At 42.1% G+C, this 19,502-nt stretch carries 16 protein-coding genes; 4 read left to right on the top strand and 12 right to left on the bottom strand.

What is annotated here, in order from left to right; all coding sequences use genetic code 11:
- Positions 1 to 75: 75 nt before the first annotated feature.
- The 6 genes from INT03_RS11830 to INT03_RS11805 form a co-directional block, all read right to left on the bottom strand.
- Positions 76 to 576, bottom strand: a complete 501-nt coding sequence (locus INT03_RS11830) for a GyrI-like domain-containing protein (RefSeq protein ID WP_055125298.1) — start codon at positions 574 to 576, stop codon at positions 76 to 78.
- A 74-nt stretch (positions 577 to 650) separates the two neighbouring features.
- Positions 651 to 860, bottom strand: a complete 210-nt coding sequence (gene iscX / locus INT03_RS11825; RefSeq protein WP_021812734.1) for a Fe-S cluster assembly protein IscX — start codon at positions 858 to 860, stop codon at positions 651 to 653.
- Positions 861 to 990: 130 nt separating this feature from the next.
- Entirely contained in the window at positions 991 to 1,554 is a 564-nt protein-coding gene (locus tag INT03_RS11820) for an acyl-CoA thioesterase (protein WP_087814646.1), read from the bottom strand.
- 173 nt (positions 1,555 to 1,727) lie between these two features.
- On the bottom strand, positions 1,728 to 3,128 hold the full coding sequence (locus INT03_RS11815) for an NAD(P)(+) transhydrogenase (Re/Si-specific) subunit beta (RefSeq protein ID WP_413469136.1): 1,401 nt from the start codon (positions 3,126 to 3,128) through the stop codon (positions 1,728 to 1,730).
- Positions 3,125 to 3,463 carry a proton-translocating transhydrogenase family protein gene (locus tag INT03_RS11810; protein WP_201540922.1) on the bottom strand — a complete coding sequence of 113 codons (339 nt, stop codon included), beginning with the start codon at positions 3,461 to 3,463 and terminating at the stop codon, positions 3,125 to 3,127. Before INT03_RS11810 ends, INT03_RS11815 begins: the two co-directional genes overlap by 4 nt.
- Before the next feature lie 101 nt (positions 3,464 to 3,564).
- Entirely contained in the window at positions 3,565 to 4,719 is a 1,155-nt protein-coding gene (locus INT03_RS11805; protein WP_193009095.1) for a Re/Si-specific NAD(P)(+) transhydrogenase subunit alpha, read from the bottom strand.
- A 463-nt stretch (positions 4,720 to 5,182) separates the two neighbouring features.
- On the opposite strand from INT03_RS11805, the gene yaaA reads away from it, so the two are divergent.
- Entirely contained in the window at positions 5,183 to 5,983 is an 801-nt protein-coding gene (yaaA, locus tag INT03_RS11800; protein WP_193009094.1) for a peroxide stress protein YaaA, read from the top strand.
- Between the two features lie 86 nt (positions 5,984 to 6,069).
- Here yaaA and INT03_RS11795 read toward each other — a convergent pair whose 3' ends face one another.
- The 4 genes from INT03_RS11795 to INT03_RS11780 all read right to left on the bottom strand — a co-directional run bounded on the left by INT03_RS11795 (position 6,070) and on the right by INT03_RS11780 (position 11,614).
- Positions 6,070 to 7,284 (bottom strand): IS256 family transposase, encoded by a 1,215-nt coding sequence (locus INT03_RS11795; protein ID WP_193009093.1) that lies wholly within the window; start codon positions 7,282 to 7,284, stop codon positions 6,070 to 6,072.
- Positions 7,285 to 7,398: 114 nt separating this feature from the next.
- A complete protein-coding gene (locus tag INT03_RS11790) occupies positions 7,399 to 9,057 on the bottom strand; it encodes a hypothetical protein (protein WP_193009092.1) in 1,659 nt (552 codons plus the stop codon).
- A 517-nt stretch (positions 9,058 to 9,574) separates the two neighbouring features.
- Positions 9,575 to 11,215 carry a chaperonin GroEL gene (gene groL / locus INT03_RS11785; protein ID WP_193009091.1) on the bottom strand — a complete coding sequence of 547 codons (1,641 nt, stop codon included), beginning with the start codon at positions 11,213 to 11,215 and terminating at the stop codon, positions 9,575 to 9,577.
- Positions 11,216 to 11,320: 105 nt separating this feature from the next.
- Complete coding sequence (locus INT03_RS11780) at positions 11,321 to 11,614, bottom strand: co-chaperone GroES (RefSeq protein ID WP_041757514.1); 294 nt, start codon at positions 11,612 to 11,614, stop codon at positions 11,321 to 11,323.
- Positions 11,615 to 12,163: 549 nt separating this feature from the next.
- Here INT03_RS11780 and INT03_RS11775 point away from each other — a divergent pair.
- The gene (locus tag INT03_RS11775) at positions 12,164 to 12,934 is read left to right on the top strand and encodes a DUF3108 domain-containing protein (RefSeq protein ID WP_193009090.1); all 771 of its coding nucleotides are present in this window, start codon (positions 12,164 to 12,166) and stop codon (positions 12,932 to 12,934) included.
- Between the two features lie 90 nt (positions 12,935 to 13,024).
- On the opposite strand, the gene INT03_RS11770 is transcribed toward INT03_RS11775, so the two are convergent.
- Positions 13,025 to 13,501 (bottom strand): hypothetical protein, encoded by a 477-nt coding sequence (locus INT03_RS11770; protein WP_193009089.1) that lies wholly within the window; start codon positions 13,499 to 13,501, stop codon positions 13,025 to 13,027.
- A 62-nt stretch (positions 13,502 to 13,563) separates the two neighbouring features.
- On the bottom strand, positions 13,564 to 14,181 hold the full coding sequence (gene wrbA, locus INT03_RS11765; RefSeq protein ID WP_060490546.1) for an NAD(P)H:quinone oxidoreductase: 618 nt from the start codon (positions 14,179 to 14,181) through the stop codon (positions 13,564 to 13,566).
- Between the two features lie 424 nt (positions 14,182 to 14,605).
- Between wrbA and INT03_RS11760 the strand changes: the two genes are divergently transcribed.
- Entirely contained in the window at positions 14,606 to 16,147 is a 1,542-nt protein-coding gene (locus INT03_RS11760) for a YihY family inner membrane protein (protein ID WP_193009088.1), read from the top strand.
- Positions 16,148 to 16,312: 165 nt separating this feature from the next.
- Positions 16,313 to 19,348, top strand: coding sequence for a M66 family metalloprotease (locus tag INT03_RS11755; protein ID WP_413469377.1), 3,036 nt, complete (start codon positions 16,313 to 16,315; stop codon positions 19,346 to 19,348).
- The last annotated feature ends 154 nt before the right edge of the window (positions 19,349 to 19,502 follow it).

Here is a 19,502-nt window from a genome sequence, read left to right as displayed (position 1 = left end):
GTTTGACGGCAATTTATCTCATTTTTATCACCATTTTTGAAATGAAGACACGCCCTAATTTATTCAATACTAATTTTACTCAATACCAATATAGAGATCAACTTGACCATACTCTAGATTACCACCGATATAATGCTCAAAATCGACATCAAAAGTTCGGGTATGCTCACAGCTGCGATCATTAAAATAGGTCCAAGCTTTTTCCCAAGCATTCATCACCGTGTATGGCATTCTACCCTGCTCAGAGAATACTATATACTTTCCTGCAGGAATATCTACTGTTACTAGGTTTGCAGCCTTAGACATATTTTCACTATCTGATGGCTCTTGCTCACTGGCTACTTTCCAACTGGCAACCACATCAAAAGCGCCGACCAAATCATCGCTCTCATAGTTATGATAGACACCATAAATGTCTTCGCCTTTAGGCAGATCACTGGCATGGTTTTGGTAAAACTTTTGCCATAAACGACCCAGTTTCGCCGTGTCTTCGCTAATCTCAGCGTTATTGGTCGTACGAACGCTAATACCTTTACAAGTTATTGCTTCAGGTAACTCTTTAATTTGTGAAGTCATGATCTGTAAGTCCTATATATTTATTCAGTTTTCTATTTGAGATAGTATTAAAAATAGCGCTTCAGGGTATAAATCTAATCTGCTTCATCAATCCAATTCATTTGAATCGCTTCCAAGATGCCTTCGTTTGATTTTTGTGGATCATCATCAAAACCTTCAAGCTCAGTCACCCAGCGATGTAAATCAGTAAAACGGATGTACTGCGGATCGGTCTCTGGAAACTTCTCATACAGCTCAATAGCGATATCTAAGCTGTCTGTCCATTTTAATTTTTGCGGGGTCATGGTAGCTCCTTAACTTTTAATCATTTTTATACACGTCATCAAATCAGTGATCAATTTGACTGGTGATTTGATTGGCAACTTAATAACCGCTATCCTACCAAAATTCGCCTGCTGATTATAGACAAGTTCGTTATGTCGCACTTGTTGTTTTACTCGTTTCAGCAGAGTTGGCAGATTTAATCGCCACTTGATGCTGACTCCAAGAATCAATGACCTCATTCAGCCGCTCGCCTATCATATCCAATATCTCTGGCGCACATTTGCCTTTTTTATTGGTCAATACAAACTTAGTCATACCAACGCCCATCAGCTGGTTTTTTACAAAAAAGCGCGTTTCAAAATAAACGTATTTTTTATCCCAGCCAACAAGCGTGCTACTTACCATCATTTTATCTAAAAATTTAATTTCTTTTAGATAAACCATCTCTTGCATGGCGATAACCCAATTTAATGGTTTAATACCTTTTTGATGACAGCACGCCATCAGCCAGCGAGTAATGTTTAGCTCGATAAAAGACAAATAACGATAATTAGGCAGATGATTCCGAAAGCCCATATCATGCGGCAACACTCGATAATGACGAACCGTCGGTGCAATCAAGAGCTCAATACTAAGGCGCTCGCTTACTGATTGCTGCTTAAGTTGTTGTTTTAGCAAACTGACCATAATAAAAAAACGTATCAACATGTTCATAAATGACTCTCTTAACGCTTATTTTGTGTAAATTTATTGGGTATAAATTTATATATATAAACAGTGACTGGCTATAAATGCAGCGTACCTTAATGCAAAAAAAGCCACCTAAGTGACTTTTTTATTTAAAAGCGGATATTTAAAAGCTTATATTTAGAAACTAACTTTAGAGATTAATGACCTGCACCATTGATACTACGTACCATCTCTTCGACCATTTTCTTCGCATCACCAAAGATCATCATTGTCTTATCCATATAGAACAGACTGTTATCAAGCCCTGCATAACCCGTATTCATTGAGCGCTTGATGACCATAACGGTTTGAGCTTTAGTGACTTCTAGAATCGGCATACCAAAGATTGGCGACGTTGGATCATCTTTTGCAGAAGGGTTGACCACGTCATTTGCACCGATAACTAAGACCACATCGGTACTCGCGAAGTCTGAGTTAATCTCATCCATCTCAAGGATATCATCATAAGGTACATCCGCTTCCGCCAATAGGACGTTCATATGACCTGGCATACGACCCGCCACTGGATGAATGGCAAAGCGGACATTCACGCCTTCTTCTTTTAGCAACTCATACAATTCTTTTACCGCATTCTGTGCACGGCCCTGTGCCATACCATAACCTGGTACGATGACCACGCTGCTAGCATTAGACATGAGGAACCCTGCATCTTCTGCTGAACCCGCTTTGTAATTCTTCGGTGCACCGTCATCGCCGCCTGCCGCTACGGCTGATGTACCCATACCGCCAAATAAGACGTTGAGTAATGAACGGTTCATGGCTTTACACATGATGTAAGACAAAATCGCACCTGATGAACCAACGAGCGACCCTGCGATAATCAGCATCGAGTTACCAAGGGTGAAACCAATACCTGCTGCTGCCCAACCAGAGAACGAGTTCAATAGCGATACAACCACTGGCATATCACCGCCACCGATTGGGGCAATCCACATCCAGCCAAAGATAACCGCAATCACTGCCATCGCATAAAACGCTGGTAACGAGTCAGTAACGAAGTACACGCCACCGAAAGCAATCATCGCAATGAACAGTAACGCTTGCATCGGTTTTACCCAACCGCCAACCAATGTTTTCGCCCAGCTTTTGGCTGCTAATTTACCAAAAGCAAAAACCGAAGCTGAAAAGGTAATCGCACCAATAAAGCAACCGATAAATAGTTCGACACGGGCAACGGCGCCATGCTGTTGTTCAGTATGCAATACGGTTGCCAGTGCAATCGCTACTGCTGCCAAACCGACAAACGAGTGCATCAAAGCAACGGTTTCTGGCATTTGCGTCATCGCGACCGTTTTTGCCTTCCACATGCCGACGAGGGCACCCAAAATCATCGCACCGATAATTAACCACAGCACAGGGCCTTCTGCTAAGAAGAATGTCGTGACGACCGCAATCGCCATCGCTACCATACCAAAGCGGTTACCACGGATAGCGGTCTTAGGGCTGGATAAACCACGTAAGGTCAATACAAAGAGGATAGCGCCTACTAAATAAAACCAATCTGCATTTGCCGCAATCATTGCTGAGAAATCATTCATGCGTCACCTCCTACATCAGTGGTTGCTACTGGTGCTTTTTTTACTTTCGGTTTAAACATCGCAAGCATACGCTCAGTCACGGCAAAACCACCGAAGATATTGATACTGGCTAAAAACACGGCAAAAGCACCAAGGATACTGGTCGGTGTAAAGACAGAACCATCAATCGTGACGGTTTGCAGCATCGCTCCAACGATGACAATACTTGATAAGGCGTTGGTAACTGCCATCAATGGTGTATGTAGTGCCGGGGTAACGCCCCAAACGACGTAATATCCGACAAAAATAGCAAGTACAAATACGGTAAAAATCGCTACAAATGGTGTGCTACTCATGGCCGCACCAGCTGGCGCTGCCGCTAAAATAGTGGCAATCATCTAATCCTCCTAAAAATTTATTCGTTACTGGCAAATGTGTAGTGAAAGGCAGTCAAAACTTAGCGTTTGGCTAGTCGTACCTGACTGTCATGTGTCACTGCCAGTGCGCCTTGAATCTCGTCTTCCATGTCTAAGTTAAGCGATAAGTCATTTGCTGAAGCGTTATCGCTAGCAGGCGCAATTAATGTGGTGATAAAGTTAACCAAATTGTTGGCATACAAATCTGAAGACTGCGCTGCAAGCATCGATGGGATGTTGGCGGCACCAACGATACGTACGCCATTGTCTGTGCTGATGGTCTCATTAGGCACGCTGCCTTCGACGTTGCCACCTGTACCAGCAGCCATATCAATCAGCACAGAACCTGCCTTCATTTTAGCAAGGGTTGCGCCGTGCACCAGACGAGGAGCGTTACGACCAGGAATCTGCGCTGTGGTAATGACGATATCCGCATTGCTCAAGGCTTTGTCTACGACAGCGGCTTGATCTTTGACATATTGCTCTGATGGCGTCCACGCATAGCCACCTGTAGACTTAGCTGTCTCAGCCTCCTCTGCACTCATTGGTACATCCAGCCACTTACCACCCAATGACTCTACTTGCTCACGAGCAGTTGGACGTAAATCACTCGCTTCTACCACTGCACCCAAACGCTTGGCTGTCGCAATCGCTTGCAAGCCAGCAACCCCAACGCCTAAGATGACCACTTTAGCAGGCTTAACTGTACCGGCTGAGGTCATAAACATCGGGAAAGGACGTGAGTATTCATTTGCCGCGAGCAATACTGCTTTGTAACCAGCAAGGTTGGCCTGCGATGACAGTACATCCATATTCTGTGCGCGTGACAATGTACGAGGTAAAAGTTCCATCGCAAAGGCAGTAACACCTTTGGTCGCATAAGTATCAAGCTGAGTATTACGATATGGGTCGAGCATGCCAATGACAATCTGACCTAACGTTAAGCCTTCAATAGCTGCAGCAGGTAAGTCATTGACGGTGGTAATAATTTGAGACTGTGTGATTACCTCGGCGCTGCTGCTAGCAATATCGGCACCTGCAGCCTGATATAACTCATCAGCATAATATGCCGCTTGACCTGCACCTGACTGTATGACGACTTCAAACCCAAGCTTACGCAATTTTTTGACTGCGTCTGGGGTTATCGCTACACGGCTCTCGCTCGCGATATCTGCACTGATTACACCGATTTTCATACCGTCTCCTTACTTACGTCTCACGACTACCTTTAACACCCTCAACGCACATTTAAAAAGCACAGGGGACAAAAAACCTTTGGTCATGGTTGGTTCAACATCACCACCAAAGATTATCAATTTAATAAATGATAGCGACTTTGCCATCATGCCTTTTTATTATAGAGACATCATCTGCCAACTTTCATTGCCTAATGATGACCCACAAGTAAAATAAAAAGTTAGGCATTTACACCATCTGCATAACTTTTATTGTTATATTAAAAATTTTTCCTTTTCAATTAAACACTAGACTTGACAAGCTATCGGCTTATATCACTCAAATATCTGTCCTTTTTAAGGGTAACGTTAAAAAACACGAAATAACGATGGGTAGGTCAAGATACATTGCTGCTTATCGTATAATAAGAAAACTTGATACATAAATAGAATACCCATTGACTCACTATAATAAGGAATGACGATGTATTTTTTACTTTCCCCTGCCAAATCTTTAAATGAGAAAGATGCGGTGCCAGTGAACTTAGACAAATATTATAGTCAGCCAGAGCTCATCGAACATGCGCAAGCATTGATGAAAAACTTAAAATCGAAAGAACCGATTGATTTACAAGAACTGATGGGAATCTCTGATGATTTGGCACAGCTCAATGCCAAGCGCAATCAAGAGTGGCGTTGGAGCAACGATAAGCCATTTACTTTAGGCAATGCCAAACCTACAGGTTATTTATTCGATGGCGATGTTTATACTGGACTTGATATGTATCATATGGATAAAGACAGCGCCATTTACGTCAATAAGCATCTGGGTATCTTGTCTGGATTATATGGCGTACTGAAACCGCTCGATTTAATTCAACCCTATCGTTTAGAGATGGGTACCAAACTGAAAAATGAACGTGGTGATAACCTTTATGAGTTTTGGGGCGAGAAAGTAACTGCCATTATTAATGCACGTATGGCAGATAGTGATGATAAGATTTTGATTAATCTGGCGTCAAATGAATATTTCAAAGTGGTCAAGAAGAAAGCGCTGAATGCGGAAGTTATCACGCCACGATTTGAAGATGAAAAGAATGGTCAATACAAAGTGATTAGCTTCTATGCCAAAAAAGCACGCGGACTAATGGTGAAGTATGCTGCTGATAATAAGCTGACCAATGCTGAGCAGCTAAAGCAGTTTGATTTGGCGGGATATTATTACTGTGAAGAGACTTCTGATGATAAAACGTGGACGTTTAGACGGGATGCAGCCAGTCAGTAGTTTTTAAAAACATATCTAATTTGTATAAATAAACCCCGATAAGCTCAGCCTATCGGAGCCCATCTCAGATTCTGTGTAACTGCCATTTAGATTAAATGCCTGCTTATACGATCATCAAACATAATCATAAAGCGATTTAAAGCAGACGTCCAGTTACGGATGGGCATAGACCACTTTTTAGAGGCCTGCTGGGTGGCTAAGTACACCACTTTAAATGCTGCCTGATCAGAGGGGAACACCTTACGCTTATTCACCGCTGTCCGAATCACGCTGTTTAATGATTCAATGGCATTGGTGGTATAGATGACTTTTCTGATGTCTTTAGGGTAGTTAAAGAACACCGTTAAGCCCTCCCAGTTATTGCGCCAAGACTTAACCACATGCGGGTACTCAGTGCCCCATACCTCATCAAAGTGTTCAAGGTTAGCCTCTGCTATCTCAAGCGTATCAGCGCCGTAGATAGCCTTTAGATCAGCCGCTACTGCCTTTTTATTTGTCCAAGGTACAAACTTCATCGAATAGCGCACCATGTGTACGATACACAGCTGAACCTGAGCGTTGGGATAAACGGTATTGATGGCATCAGGGAAGCCCTTTAAACCATCGACACAGGCAATGAGGATATCTTGCACCCCGCGGTTTTGTAGTTCAGTGAGTACGCCTAGCCAGAACTTAGCGCCCTCATTCTCTGATAGCCACATACCAAGCAGCTCTTTTTTACCATTAAGTCCCACACCTAGTGCCAGATAGATAGCCTTGTTGATAATCTGTTTATCTTGACGTATCTTCACGACAATACAGTCTAGATAGACGATAGGATAGACACTGCTTAACGGCCGGTTCTGCCAAGCGGTGATGTCCTCTAAGATGTTGTCAGTGACTCTTGAAACCAGTGTGCTTGAGATGTCGACATCGTAGAGCTCTTTGATGCTCTCTACAATCTCGGTGGTGGTTTGACCTTTGGCGTAAAAGAAGATGATTTTATCGTCAAGACCTGAGATACGGGTCTGATGCTTAGCAACCAATACAGGCTCAAAGCTGCCACCGCGGTCTCTTGGAGTAGATATCTCAAGATCGCCTGTATCACTGCGGACGGTCTTTTTAGTGTGTCCGTTGCGCTTGTTTGGTTTATCTGCTTTCTCATGCTTGGGGTAGCCGAGATGCTCTTCCATCTCAGCCTCTAAGGCAGTATCGATAAAGGATTGCATGAGCTGCTTTTGGAAGTCTTTGATGTTATCAAAGCTTTTCATGCTACCAGCCATTTGCTCGGCCAGTTTTTTAATGTCAGATTGAGTAGTCATTGCTTATTCTCCTGTTAGTGGATTATAAGCAGTTACACAGTTTTTAGGAAAGGCTCGCCTATCGGGGTTTTTCGACAGAATATTATCACCAGTTGCCGTAAAGATTCTTAATGATTATACGGTAAAACGCAATTTATCTCTTGAGACATCAAGCACGACAGTTTGATCATATACGTTATAGGTATGGAGACGATCGATATCGTTTTCCCAATTGGGTTCGATATAACGCACAAAGGTTTCTTTGTAAGATGTCGGTGTCAACTCTTCTACCAGATACAAAGCCACTCTACGTCCATACCTAATAGTGCCATCTTGAGCCGTACGAAACAGCTGACTATTTTTTCGGAATAATGCACCTGCTAATCGTGATCCACGCACATCAATTTTTAAAGGCGCCGAGGGATGAATGCTCCAGTTATCTGACTCCAACTTATCAGACGTATAAATATGCAATTCCAAATCCATCGTAAGGACTGAAATTGAACCATGCGTGGTAAAAAGATACCATAAGCCATTGTGCTCAATAACGGCACTATCTGCTGCCTGAACCCCAGACACCAACTCATGAACTTTTTCCCACTTCTGCGGAAAATCCGTCGCTTTTAATAGGTTAATACAATTGGTCTTGGCGGCTTCTGGAATCATATATACAGCGTTTTCATGCTCGAATACATTAGGAAAGCTTAAATGAGAGCGAATACCTAAATCGACTGGTCCAGAATTGATAACTTGATGGTGCTCATCCAGTTCCACCCACTCTATACGGCCGATACCTTCTTTATAATTTAAGCTCTCAAAAAATATATAACGCCTTGAATCTCGCTCAATATAAAAAGGGTCAGCCCAAAAACATCCTTTTTCAGGCAATAGCTCAGTGTATGTTTGCATCGACCGATCAATAGAACCAATCAAAATACTCCAGTTATTGTGATAAAGACTCTTATAGAAAGTCTTTATCGTATAGTTTTTAAAAAAACTCATCAAATGCCGTATGGCAGTCAGTTGCTGGGGCTCTTCATAAATTGCATCGTCAAGCATTAAATTCGTCGAATTTCCAGTTTTAACGCCAATTTTATTTTTATGGAAATACCAATACAATATCGATGCTGTGACACCATTTAATTTATGCTCGGTTAAATTATAGTCCCAGTAAAATAAAGAACCATACCCTCTCCCAACGACTTTATCACCATTAAGCCGCTCATTTAACAGATGTAGCGTGACTACGCTATTCTCCCATTGTTCGGCAAACTGCCAATATAATGCTGATCCGTGTCTTTGTTTGGTTTCATCGCCGTAACGAAATAACAGAATACCTTTTTTTGAAACACTCAGAATTCTCCCTGCTAAGGTTCGAAAGCCAAATTTGATCAGATAATCTAGATTGGCGGCTTCAAGTTTCTCAATCACTGAATCCTCAATCTCATCATAAATTTTATCCTGATTTACTACTGATATTACGATGGGCATCGTACCATTAGCCACCAAGTCATGAATAGAATAACACTTGGTATTACTCTTATTTCGAGAAAGAAAAGAAAATAACTTTTGATTAATGGAAGGAATAACTTTGGACAGACGAGACATGTGAGATGCTTGTTTTTTATCCCGTTGGACAGCAATACAAACCTCAACCTTGCCTTCATCGACGAGAGACTTTAATGGTTTGAACTTATACCATGCCAATGTTTCCTCTTCGATGAGAATCCCAAGCCTAATTTTTTTCATCATCATCACCTTGAATTGCACAAGAGTTTGTGGCTGGGCAGCCATAACACATGTTCAATTGTCCTTTGATAAAGTATCAGTCCATTGATTATATTTAAATAATAACATATATAAAAAACTTTATATATTCAATCCTCTTGATAATGTGAGGTCGATTTTGTCGATCTAATTGGTATTTTATTTATTGAAGTTTTTAGAAATGCATCAAAGACCATGAGTAAATAGCAGGGAAAGTGTCACCACTAAGTCTGGGAAACAACAACGCCCTCACTATGTCTGTCAATTGGCAACCTTTCCAAGCATAAAACACTAATCCAACACTATCGAATGAATGTATATAAAACCGTGATTACCTCATATATCAATGAGTAGCGCTATAAAAATTAGGCAAAAAAAAAGCCCTGCTATCTTCCGATAACAGAGCTTCTAATGAGCAAATAAACGTTATGACAAAGTCATACTTCTAGCAAAAGCGATTTGTCGAGGAAGATGCGCAAAAATAGTACCTGTTGTACATTGAGCGCATCTGACGAAAAGAAATCGCTTTGTAGCAGAAGTAAAATTACATCATGCCGCCCATGCCGCCCATTCCACCAGCACCGCCCATGCCAGCCATACCGTCATCACCTTGTGGCAAATCAGTAATCATGACTTCGGTAGTTAGCATTAGGCCTGCAACAGATGCTGCATTTTCTAGTGCTGAACGAGCTACTTTAGCTGGATCAAGAATACCCATCTCTAGCATATCGCCGTATTCGCTAGAAGCTGCGTTGTAACCGTAGTTACCGCTGCCACTCTTCACTTCGTTGACTACCACTGATGCTTCTTCGCCAGCGTTGGTTACGATTTGACGTAATGGTGCTTCCATTGCGCGACGTAAGATATTGATACCCGCGTTTTGGTCATCGTTATCGCCACGTAGCTCAGACAATGCATTCATTGCACGAACTAAGGCAACACCGCCGCCAGGGACAACGCCTTCTTCAACCGCTGCACGAGTCGCATGTAGCGCATCGTCAACACGGTCTTTCTTCTCTTTCATTTCAGTTTCAGTCGCAGCGCCAACTTTGATAACGGCAACGCCGCCAGCCAGTTTCGCCATACGCTCTTGTAGCTTTTCTTTATCGTAGTCAGACGTTGATTCTTCAACTTGACGCTTAATAGATTCAACGCGATTTTCGATGTCAGCAGAGTTACCAGCGCCATCAACGATCACGGTATTTTCTTTACCGACAGTGACTTTCTTAGCGGTACCAAGTTGCTCAAGAGTAGCAGTCTCTAAACTTAGACCAATCTCTTCAGAAATCACAGTACCGCCAGTTAGCGTTGCGATATCTTCAAGCATGGCTTTACGACGATCGCCGAAACCTGGTGCTTTTACGGCACAAGTTTTCAAGCCGCCACGCATGTTGTTGACAACCAATGTCGCCAATGCTTCGTTTTCTACGTCTTCAGCGATGATTAGCAATGGCTTGCTCTGCTGCATCACTTGCTCAAGTAATGGCACGATTTCACGGATATTGCTGATTTTTTTATCAACCAACAAGATATATGGGTTTTCAAATTCAGCAGTTAAGCTGTCTTGCTTGTTAGCAAAGTACGGGCTGATATAACCACGGTCAAACTGCATACCTTCGACAACTTCTAAGGTATCTTCAAAGCTTGAACCTTCTTCAACGGTGATCACGCCTTGCTTACCGACTTTTTCCATCGCTTGAGCAATTAGCTCACCGATTTTGGTGTCTGAGTTGGCAGAGATAGAGCCCACTTGAGCAATCGCTTTTGAATCGTCAGCTGGTGTAGCCAGCAAATGAATTTGCTCAACAGCAGCACGAACCGCTTTATCGATACCGCGTTTTAGATCCATTGGGTTCATGCCAGCGGCAACTGACTTCATGCCTTCTTGCAAGATAGATTGCGCCAATACAGTCGCAGTCGTCGTACCATCACCAGCGACATCATTTGTGCGGCTAGCCACTTCACGGACCAATTGAGCGCCCATGTTTTCGAATTTGTTTTCAAGCTCGATTTCTTTAGCAACCGAAACACCATCTTTAGTGATGGTAGGCGCGCCAAATGATTTATCGATAACCACGTTACGACCTTTAGGGCCTAGGGTTACGCGTACTGCATTTGCTAGGATGTTTACGCCATCCATCATTTGTTTACGGGCATCAATGCCGAATTTTACGTCTTTTGCCATGTTAAATTACTCCACTATTATAAGTATGAGAATGCAATTAAATGTTTCAATAATTTTTAAATAATGTTGTCAAAATGCGTTTAGTATAAAAATACTCAAAAAGGACTAGCCTTCTAACACACCCAATACATCAGATTCTTTCATAATCAATAGTTCTTCGCCGTCAACTTTCACGGTTTGACCAGCATATTGACCGAACAAGACTTTGTCGCCAGTTTTTACATCTAACGCGCGAGTTTCGCCGTTGTCACGAATCTGACCGTTACCAGTTGCTAGCACTTCACCTTGTGAAGGTTTTTCTTGAGCAGAACCAGGAAGCAAGATACCACCAGCCGTTTTTGTTTCTTCTTCTATGCGGCGGACAACGATGCGATCATGTAAAGGACGAATATTCATCAATATGTCTCCAATAATTTGGTTATTTGCAATAAGGGTTTATTTGAATTAATGGTCTCAATACCAATATCTATAGGCACTACTGCTTAAAACAGCATTCTAAAGATAAGCTTTGAGCTTGTATCAAAAAGTGGGGGCAAAGTGAGTTAGCTTCAAGTGTAAAGCCCAAAAATTTACAAGAATTTTGCATATCATGGATTATTTAGTTGGTAATGACGTTTATGAACAGTCATTTGATTGGATTGCACAGTATGAAAGGCTTTAGCAAGATTATAAAAGCAGCGATATGAGGGGTAAATTTCAATACTGAATGGAGTTAGTTAAGTGACACCATATCTTTTGCCACTGACCGATTAACTTACCTCTTTTTACGAAACTTACAGCAAGTGACGCCTTATGATATCGCGCTCGATACCAGCAACCTTGACTACAATAGCAACACCACTGGGACAGCTGGCACTCTTGAAAAGATAGCAGAACATGACCATTATAGTCCTTGAGAAAATAACGATAGTTATAAGCAATGCCATAAATAGCGATTAAGGAATGTCCATGAGTTTTTTATCAAACGATCAAAAGTCGTTAACAACCGATACTAATAATACTAAACGTAGCAAGTCTAAGTTTTTAACCGCCCTAACCACTGGGGCCAGTATTGCTACGATTGGAGCGATAAGTATGACTGCACCAACCCTTGCCAGCGCAAAGAATATCGAACCTTCAAGCGCCAACTACAGCTTCACCGTTGAGGAAAAATATAAAGGCACGGCTACTCGCACGCTTAACAAATCTGGCAATACTTGGAAATATAATGTCAATGCTCGGGTGGCAGGTGTTGCAAGTGCTTCGCAAAACAGCACTTTTACCATCAACGGTAATAATGTCATTCCGACTCAAGCCAGCACCACTTATAAGCTATTAGGCGTTGGTCGTACGCACAAATTAGACTTCAATCCAAGCAGTAAAAAGGTGGTGAGTAACTATAAAGGCAAATCGACGACCATGAACATGGCACAACAAGCTTTTGATGATTTAAGTTTGGAAGTGCAAATTCGCCAAGATTTATTGAACGGTAAATTCTCTGGCAACTATTACATGGCGAAAAAAGACAAAATAGAGAAAACCCCTTTCAAAAAATCTGGTAACACCAAGATTACCGTTCCAGCTGGCACATTTGATACCGTACGTGTCGACCGTATCCACGATGACAATAGTCGTTCTACCAGTTTTTGGCTGGCACCAAGCTTAGATTACCTACCAGTAAAAGTTAGCCAAATTAATGATGGCAAAAAGATGGATTTAGAATTAACCAAAGTAAATTAAGCTTTTTATTAAATAAGCAGAAATAACATAAAAAAAGCGGCGCTCTAAATAGAGCGCCGCTTTTTTATGTCTTAAATTTAGCGAAATCAACTAACGTGGCTGCTTAACGACGTTGTTCATTGAAGGAAGACGCTTTAGTAGAATAAATAACCAAATATTGATTGCCAGTAATAAGACAAAATCAAGCAGATAAACCACTATCTCTGCCCAGCTGCTGCCGTAAACGCGGGTAAACAGCACCACACCACTCGCCCCCAAATAAACCAAGGTAAGCATACTGCCTATCAATAGCACATATGGCGAACGACCCCGTAGTATCGCGGGCGTCAAAATAAATGCTGGCACTAGCCATAATGCTTGCCAAGCGATACCGCCAATGACATCAGGACTACTGGGGTTAAAAACATTGATAAAAATAGGTAGCCCAAGCAGTCTATAAACCAACCAAATCAGCCAAGTTACCATCAAGCGCTGACGAATGGGCGTAATTGGCTTTTTAAGTTTGGCAGGTTTGGCAGATTTTTTGGCTGGTGCGCTTATCTCACTATCGGAGCGGTTTGTGACCATTAGATATATTTATTTCCTAATTAATAGCGTTATATAAGACGTTGCATGCTATAAAAATCCGCTTAGCGTGTCCAGTTAGCTTGCGCCAATGCAGTAGCACTAATAGCCAAGCGCCGACCTTGGGCGATAGCCAATTCGCGCTCATCAGCTGAGACAGGTTGATCATGCAACGCCCCACTCACGTGGCTGGCACCATAAGGCGAGCCGCCACGATGAGTACGATTAAGCGCAGGCTCAGCATAAGGCACACCAACAAGGATCATGCCGTGATGCATCAACGGCAACATCATGGTCAGCAATGTCGTCTCTTGACCGCCATGCATCGAACCGGTCGCAGTAAATACAGCAGCAGGTTTGTTCTGTAAATTACCTGCCAGCCAAATAGTGACCGTATTGTCCCAAAAATATTTCATGGGGGCAGCCATATTACCGAAGTGCGTCGGGCTACCAAGCGCCAAACCCATACAGTCTTTTAGATCGTCCATAGTGCAATACAAGTCACCTTCATCAGGTATTGCAGGCTTGCTCGATGTGGTCTCGGGTGCAACCGTTGGTACAGTACGGATACGGGCTGTCATACCAGCATCCTCAATACCTTGAGCGATAGCATAAGCCAATGTCTTAGTCGTACCGTAATTTGAATAATAGAGCACCAAGACATAAGGGGCGGTCTGACTCATTAGCAATACTTCCTCATAAAACCATTAATGTTATTGTTGATTCTAATCATCTACAACAGCTTCTATGCAGTCTATTTCTTTAGCATAAAACCTTACTTATTATGTAGCTATAGTCGATTCAATTTAAAAATAGTACTAGTACAAGGCAATCGAGTGTAGATGTATATTAAATACTTCAAGCGAGGTTAACGCTGTAATACTTTTATAGTGGAATGACTATATACATAATCTGTGACAGATACCGCAATATAGGCATATATTATGCCCCAGTCATTCACCGACATGCAAATAGCCTTGGTACACATTGTCGCTAATAACCTGCTAGAGAGGTTGCTGCTGTGCATTTTGACACAATTAAACCGCAGATGATAACAGCATATCTTTGTTACACTACTGTCACTCAAACACCTGCTAAATGGTCGATATGGAAAATTTATCAAAAAAAATCCCGTTTTTACATCAACGCTGGTTTCAATTTTTACGATTCTTGACTCGGCACTTTTTTGAAGACAATTGCCAGCAAAAAGCGGCATCGCTGACCTACACGACTATGTTGTCAATTGTACCCGTCCTAACCGTCTTATTGATGATCCTATCTTCTGTACCAGCACTTGCATCCGTTAGAGCACAGATATATGAAGTGATTTATAGTAACTTGCTACCACAATCAAGCATGCAGGTCAGTGAGTATATCAATAGCTTCGCTGAAAAATCCTCAAATCTAACCATCATTGGGGCGATGGTGTTATTTTTTACGACCATTATGACATTAACAACCATCGAGCGCGCATTTAACCAAATCTGGCGGGTAGAAAATCGCTCTGGCGGTATGAAAAGTATGCTGCGCTATTGGACCATCGTCACGTTAGGACCGTTAGTACTGGGTACAGCATTTCTTGCTTCAAGCGCGGTCCAAAGCTTGAGTTTTTTAAATCGACAAATCGCTGGTTATGGCATTGACTGGTCTTTTTGGGTACAAGCCGTATCCATTGGTATCACTGTCGCAGGCTTTATTGGTATGTACTGGTTCATTCCAAAAGCACGCGTACCCGCGAAAAATGCAGCCATTGCTGGTCTCTTCGTCGCTATCGTATTCGAGCTGATGAAGCACCTGTTTGGTACAGTAATGGCAAATTTCACCAGTTATGAAGCGATCTATGGCGCGTTCGCTGCATTGCCAATATTTTTATTATGGATTTATCTATCATGGAATCTCATTTTATTGGGTGTTGAAATTAGCTATACCTTGACGATTTTTGAGACTGAAGAGGTCTATCCACGCCACCCTCTGCTAAGTTTGCTGGACATGTTAAATTTAGTTTATACCCATCATTTAAAAGGTGAAGCGGTAAGCGAACAAGCGCTACGTAACGTGCTAGGACGCAAAGAGCTACCAAAATGGTATACCTATATTAATTATCTGCAAGACAGCAATCTAATCACCATGACTGAAGATAATGATTATGTGCTTAAGAGAGATTTGAGCAAAATGACATTATGGGATTTTTATCGCACCCTACCTTACCCCTTGCCTATCAAAGATGAGCTAGACGAGATGGGGCCAGAGGATCAAAAACCTTGGCTTAGCTTGCTAGTCAATCGTTTTGAAAATACGGAAGCTTATGCCAAGCAACAGTTAGATCTACCGTTAAATGCTATTTTTGCCAATAGTGAGCCACGTAAAAAAGCTGATTCTAATGGAAAAAGCATCAAAGGCGGTCAATCAAATTTATTTAGAAAAACCTCGGCGACCACTGCAGCATTAGACAAGAATGAGCCGATCAAAGACACCCCGCACTTTGACCCAATAGCTTATGATAAAGACAGTGATATTGAATGCGATGAGCGGGACAATGAGATTCTTATCCCTAAAGATTTGAATGATTCTCAAATTAAAACCAATGGTAATCTCTTTAATTATAGAGGCGATATCATTACTGAATCAGATAACCCAAAGACGAATTAAGAAAAGCGTTAGTAACGAATGAGGCATATTGAATAATAAAAATTAGTTTTCACTAGAGGTTGTAATATAACTTATTATTATAAATCGAACAAAAGTCGTACGAGATGCTAACACAGCTGTTATATTGCCTTAAACTATTATTAGGGCAATAAATTGAAAAACACAATAGCATTTCCAGTAAAAGCGCTAAGCATTTGTGTCGTATCCATTATGCTTTCTGCTTGTGGTGAAGGTGATGGCAGCACATCATCACTTGTACCACCAACCGTTAATCTACCAGTAGAAACGCCGCCTGTTAAACCACCCGTCACTACGCCTGTTAAGCCGCCAATAACGAGTATTCCTGCTACGCCAATTGGGCCAAGTACGCCTGTTAAGCCGCCAATAACGAGTATTCCTGCTACGCCACTTGAACCAAGTACACCTATTAAGCCACCAATAACGAGCATTCCTGCTACGCCACTTGAACCAAGTACGCCTATTAAGCCGCCAGTAACGAGCATTCCTGCTACGCCACTCGAACCAAGTACGCCTATTAAATATCCAGAACCAAAAAAGGATATTGCTGATTTTTATTTATTAGGGTTTTTTGACCACGATGGTAGAGCGGGAGAAATTCGTGCTATTCGTCCAGACTTGGTTGGCGATTTTCAAGCGATGATACAGTTTGGGCAGAATCATACCGTTGATCCACAGGGTAACGAAGCAAAAAACATGCCGCGCCTGACGGCAGAAAAAGAGGCGCTATTATTGGTGACGCCTACGCTTGAAATGGGTGATATTAATAAATTAGCGGCTGAAATTTACAAAGACGGGGTTTTATTACGAACTATCAATTTAGCCGATCCGACTCAAATCCCAGACACGGATCAGACTAACACTGACCAACGTCCTCGCGTTGCTTACAGTAAGCGCGCATGGTCAACCAAACTCAACTGGGATGAGGTACAAGGTGGTCTCAAAATTCGCATTGTGGATGACCAAAATCGTAGCGGTGAATTGTCAGAAGATAACATAGATTTTGCCGCCCCTGGTGAGTTGGTATTGACCAATATCCGTCTGGGCATGTTAACGGATGCACCTCAATCTTGGGGTCATTATATGCTACGCGATCCAGAAAGAGCAGGTTCAGACTACTTCCAGACCATTCCAGCAGCACAAATGACCGTTGCTAGCTATGATGACATGAAGCTCGAACGAGTAATGGTCGCCAATGGCACTATTTATGACTCAGTCAGTGACTCAAATGATGCTGGCGTTTATGCTGGTGATATGCGCGAAAACACCGCGAAATCAACCTTTGGTGTTGGCATTAATTTAGCCAATTGGGGCGTCACCAGTGCGTCAATGCAAAGTCAAGAGCAACCGCAATTGACCCAGAACGTCAATGCGCATCACGCTCGCGGTAAATATAAGAATGGTGAATATAACCACGGCTTAAGCGGCGGTAATGGTATGTTGACCCTAATCGACTCTCAAGGTAATGAGTTCAGCCACGAAATCGGTCATCATTATGGCTTGGGTCATTATCCTGGTGAACAGAACGGCGATTTCTTTTGGGCCGAGCATCATGCCAATAGTGGCTGGGGCTATAATGGCGTCAGAAACAAAATGCGCAGCAACTTAGACTGGCCACGACAGGTCGAGGGTGATGGTCTCACTGGTAAACCTCTTTTCTTAGCCACCTATGGCTATGGTCGCGATGCGATGTCTGGTGGATCACAGAGTGGCGCTTATTCAAACTATACTCACTATACGGGTTATAGTACAAAAATTAAGATCCAGCCAGCATTTGATAAAGCAGTATTTGACGCTGACTCACCAACTGGCTATAAGAAATGGAATGCCGATCTCAGAAAGATGGAAGTCATCCAACCTAAGGTATGGCAAGGTTCTAAAAACGTTTGGTACAACAGCGCGGATGGTAATTACTTAAAACCACGTTTGCAGGGCGTGCCAATATTTACCATTTTAGGCGGTTATGACCCTGTCGCGCAAAAAGGTATTATTTATCCAGAAGCACGTGGTAACTGGGGCAACGTTTTTGAGTTGCCGACACCAAATAACTCGCTTGAATCAGCAAGCTGCTGGTTAAGCGTTACTTATAGTAATAACACGATTAATGATATTGCGTTGGCTCCTAATCGGATGAATGGTAATGCCAATAAGTTCCATGTTAATTTAGCGATTGCAGACAACCCGAAAAAAGTAGATTTGTACTGTAAAAAGGTCAATGAAGCACAAGTACAGCTCTCAACCATTGATATTCGTCAATATAGTGATGCGATTAAACCGGCGGTTACCTTTGGTAAAGAACAGGGCTATACGGCACTAAGAAAGGTAGAATTGCCAATCTTAGAGCAGAAACTTCTTGCTCAAGCAGAACATTCGACTATTAGTTTAGACGCCAACGGTCAGTTGTTATATGATTCTTATAAAGAGTATCGTGATGAGCTTAGCCCTTTAGCACTCCAAACATTAGAGCGTTATGAGAAGCAGCAAGAAACTCTAAATCGTCTAAACCGTTGGGTCAATGTCTATCGTACGGATTTAATCAAAAAAGAGCCTGAAGCACTTACCGAATTTCAAAAGTTTGTTGTAGATTTAGAGCTACAAGATGATAAACCTTTAGATAATGTGACTACTATCCGTAATGGCAACAACTGCCTTAAAGTTGAAACTCTAGAAGGTGGTAAGTTAAATAGCTTTATTAGTGGCCCAAGTGGCTGTACTGGTGACGACTCTGAACAGTGGATTTACGATCTTAAAGGTAAAATTCACAGCAAAATGGCATTAGATCAGTGCTTAACAGAACAAGGTTCTTGGGTGGTTTTGGGTGCTTGTAGCTTGGACTCGCCAGCGCAAGTTTGGGAGATGAACGGTACTGACCAAATCAAACAAGGTGGCAAATGCTTTGATTTGCGTACTGGTAATTTAGTAGATAATCGCGGAAGCTTAATTACTTACAATTGTAGTGGTGGCTGGAATCAGAAGTGGGCGACGTTAACCAAAAACCCAAGCTTTATCTTAGCAACCACTGGTAATAATCTACCGTTAATCGTAGATAGTCTGCAAAAACAGCCAGTATCGACGGATGATATGCAAACGCGTTCATTAAGTATGGACAGTAAAGAAGAGCCATCAGTGCTAGCAAAAGTAAGCACTGCGATAAGCACTTGGATTGACAATCTAGTCAATTAACAAAACAATCCATCATGCTAAAAATAAGCTCCTATGATAGGGGCTTATTTTTTACTAAATTTTTGTGCGCAATCTGTTATATGATAAGCTAATTTACTTTTAAGCGTTTTTATTCGTCCTTGGATTCAACATCGAAGTGCAACGCACCCGAATC

The sequence above is a fragment of the Psychrobacter sp. PG1 genome (assembly GCF_014897815.1).
Lineage (GTDB): Bacteria > Pseudomonadota > Gammaproteobacteria > Pseudomonadales > Moraxellaceae > Psychrobacter.
The sequence above is the reverse complement of the archived record's forward strand: the minus strand, read 5'-3'. Positions and strand labels throughout refer to the sequence as shown.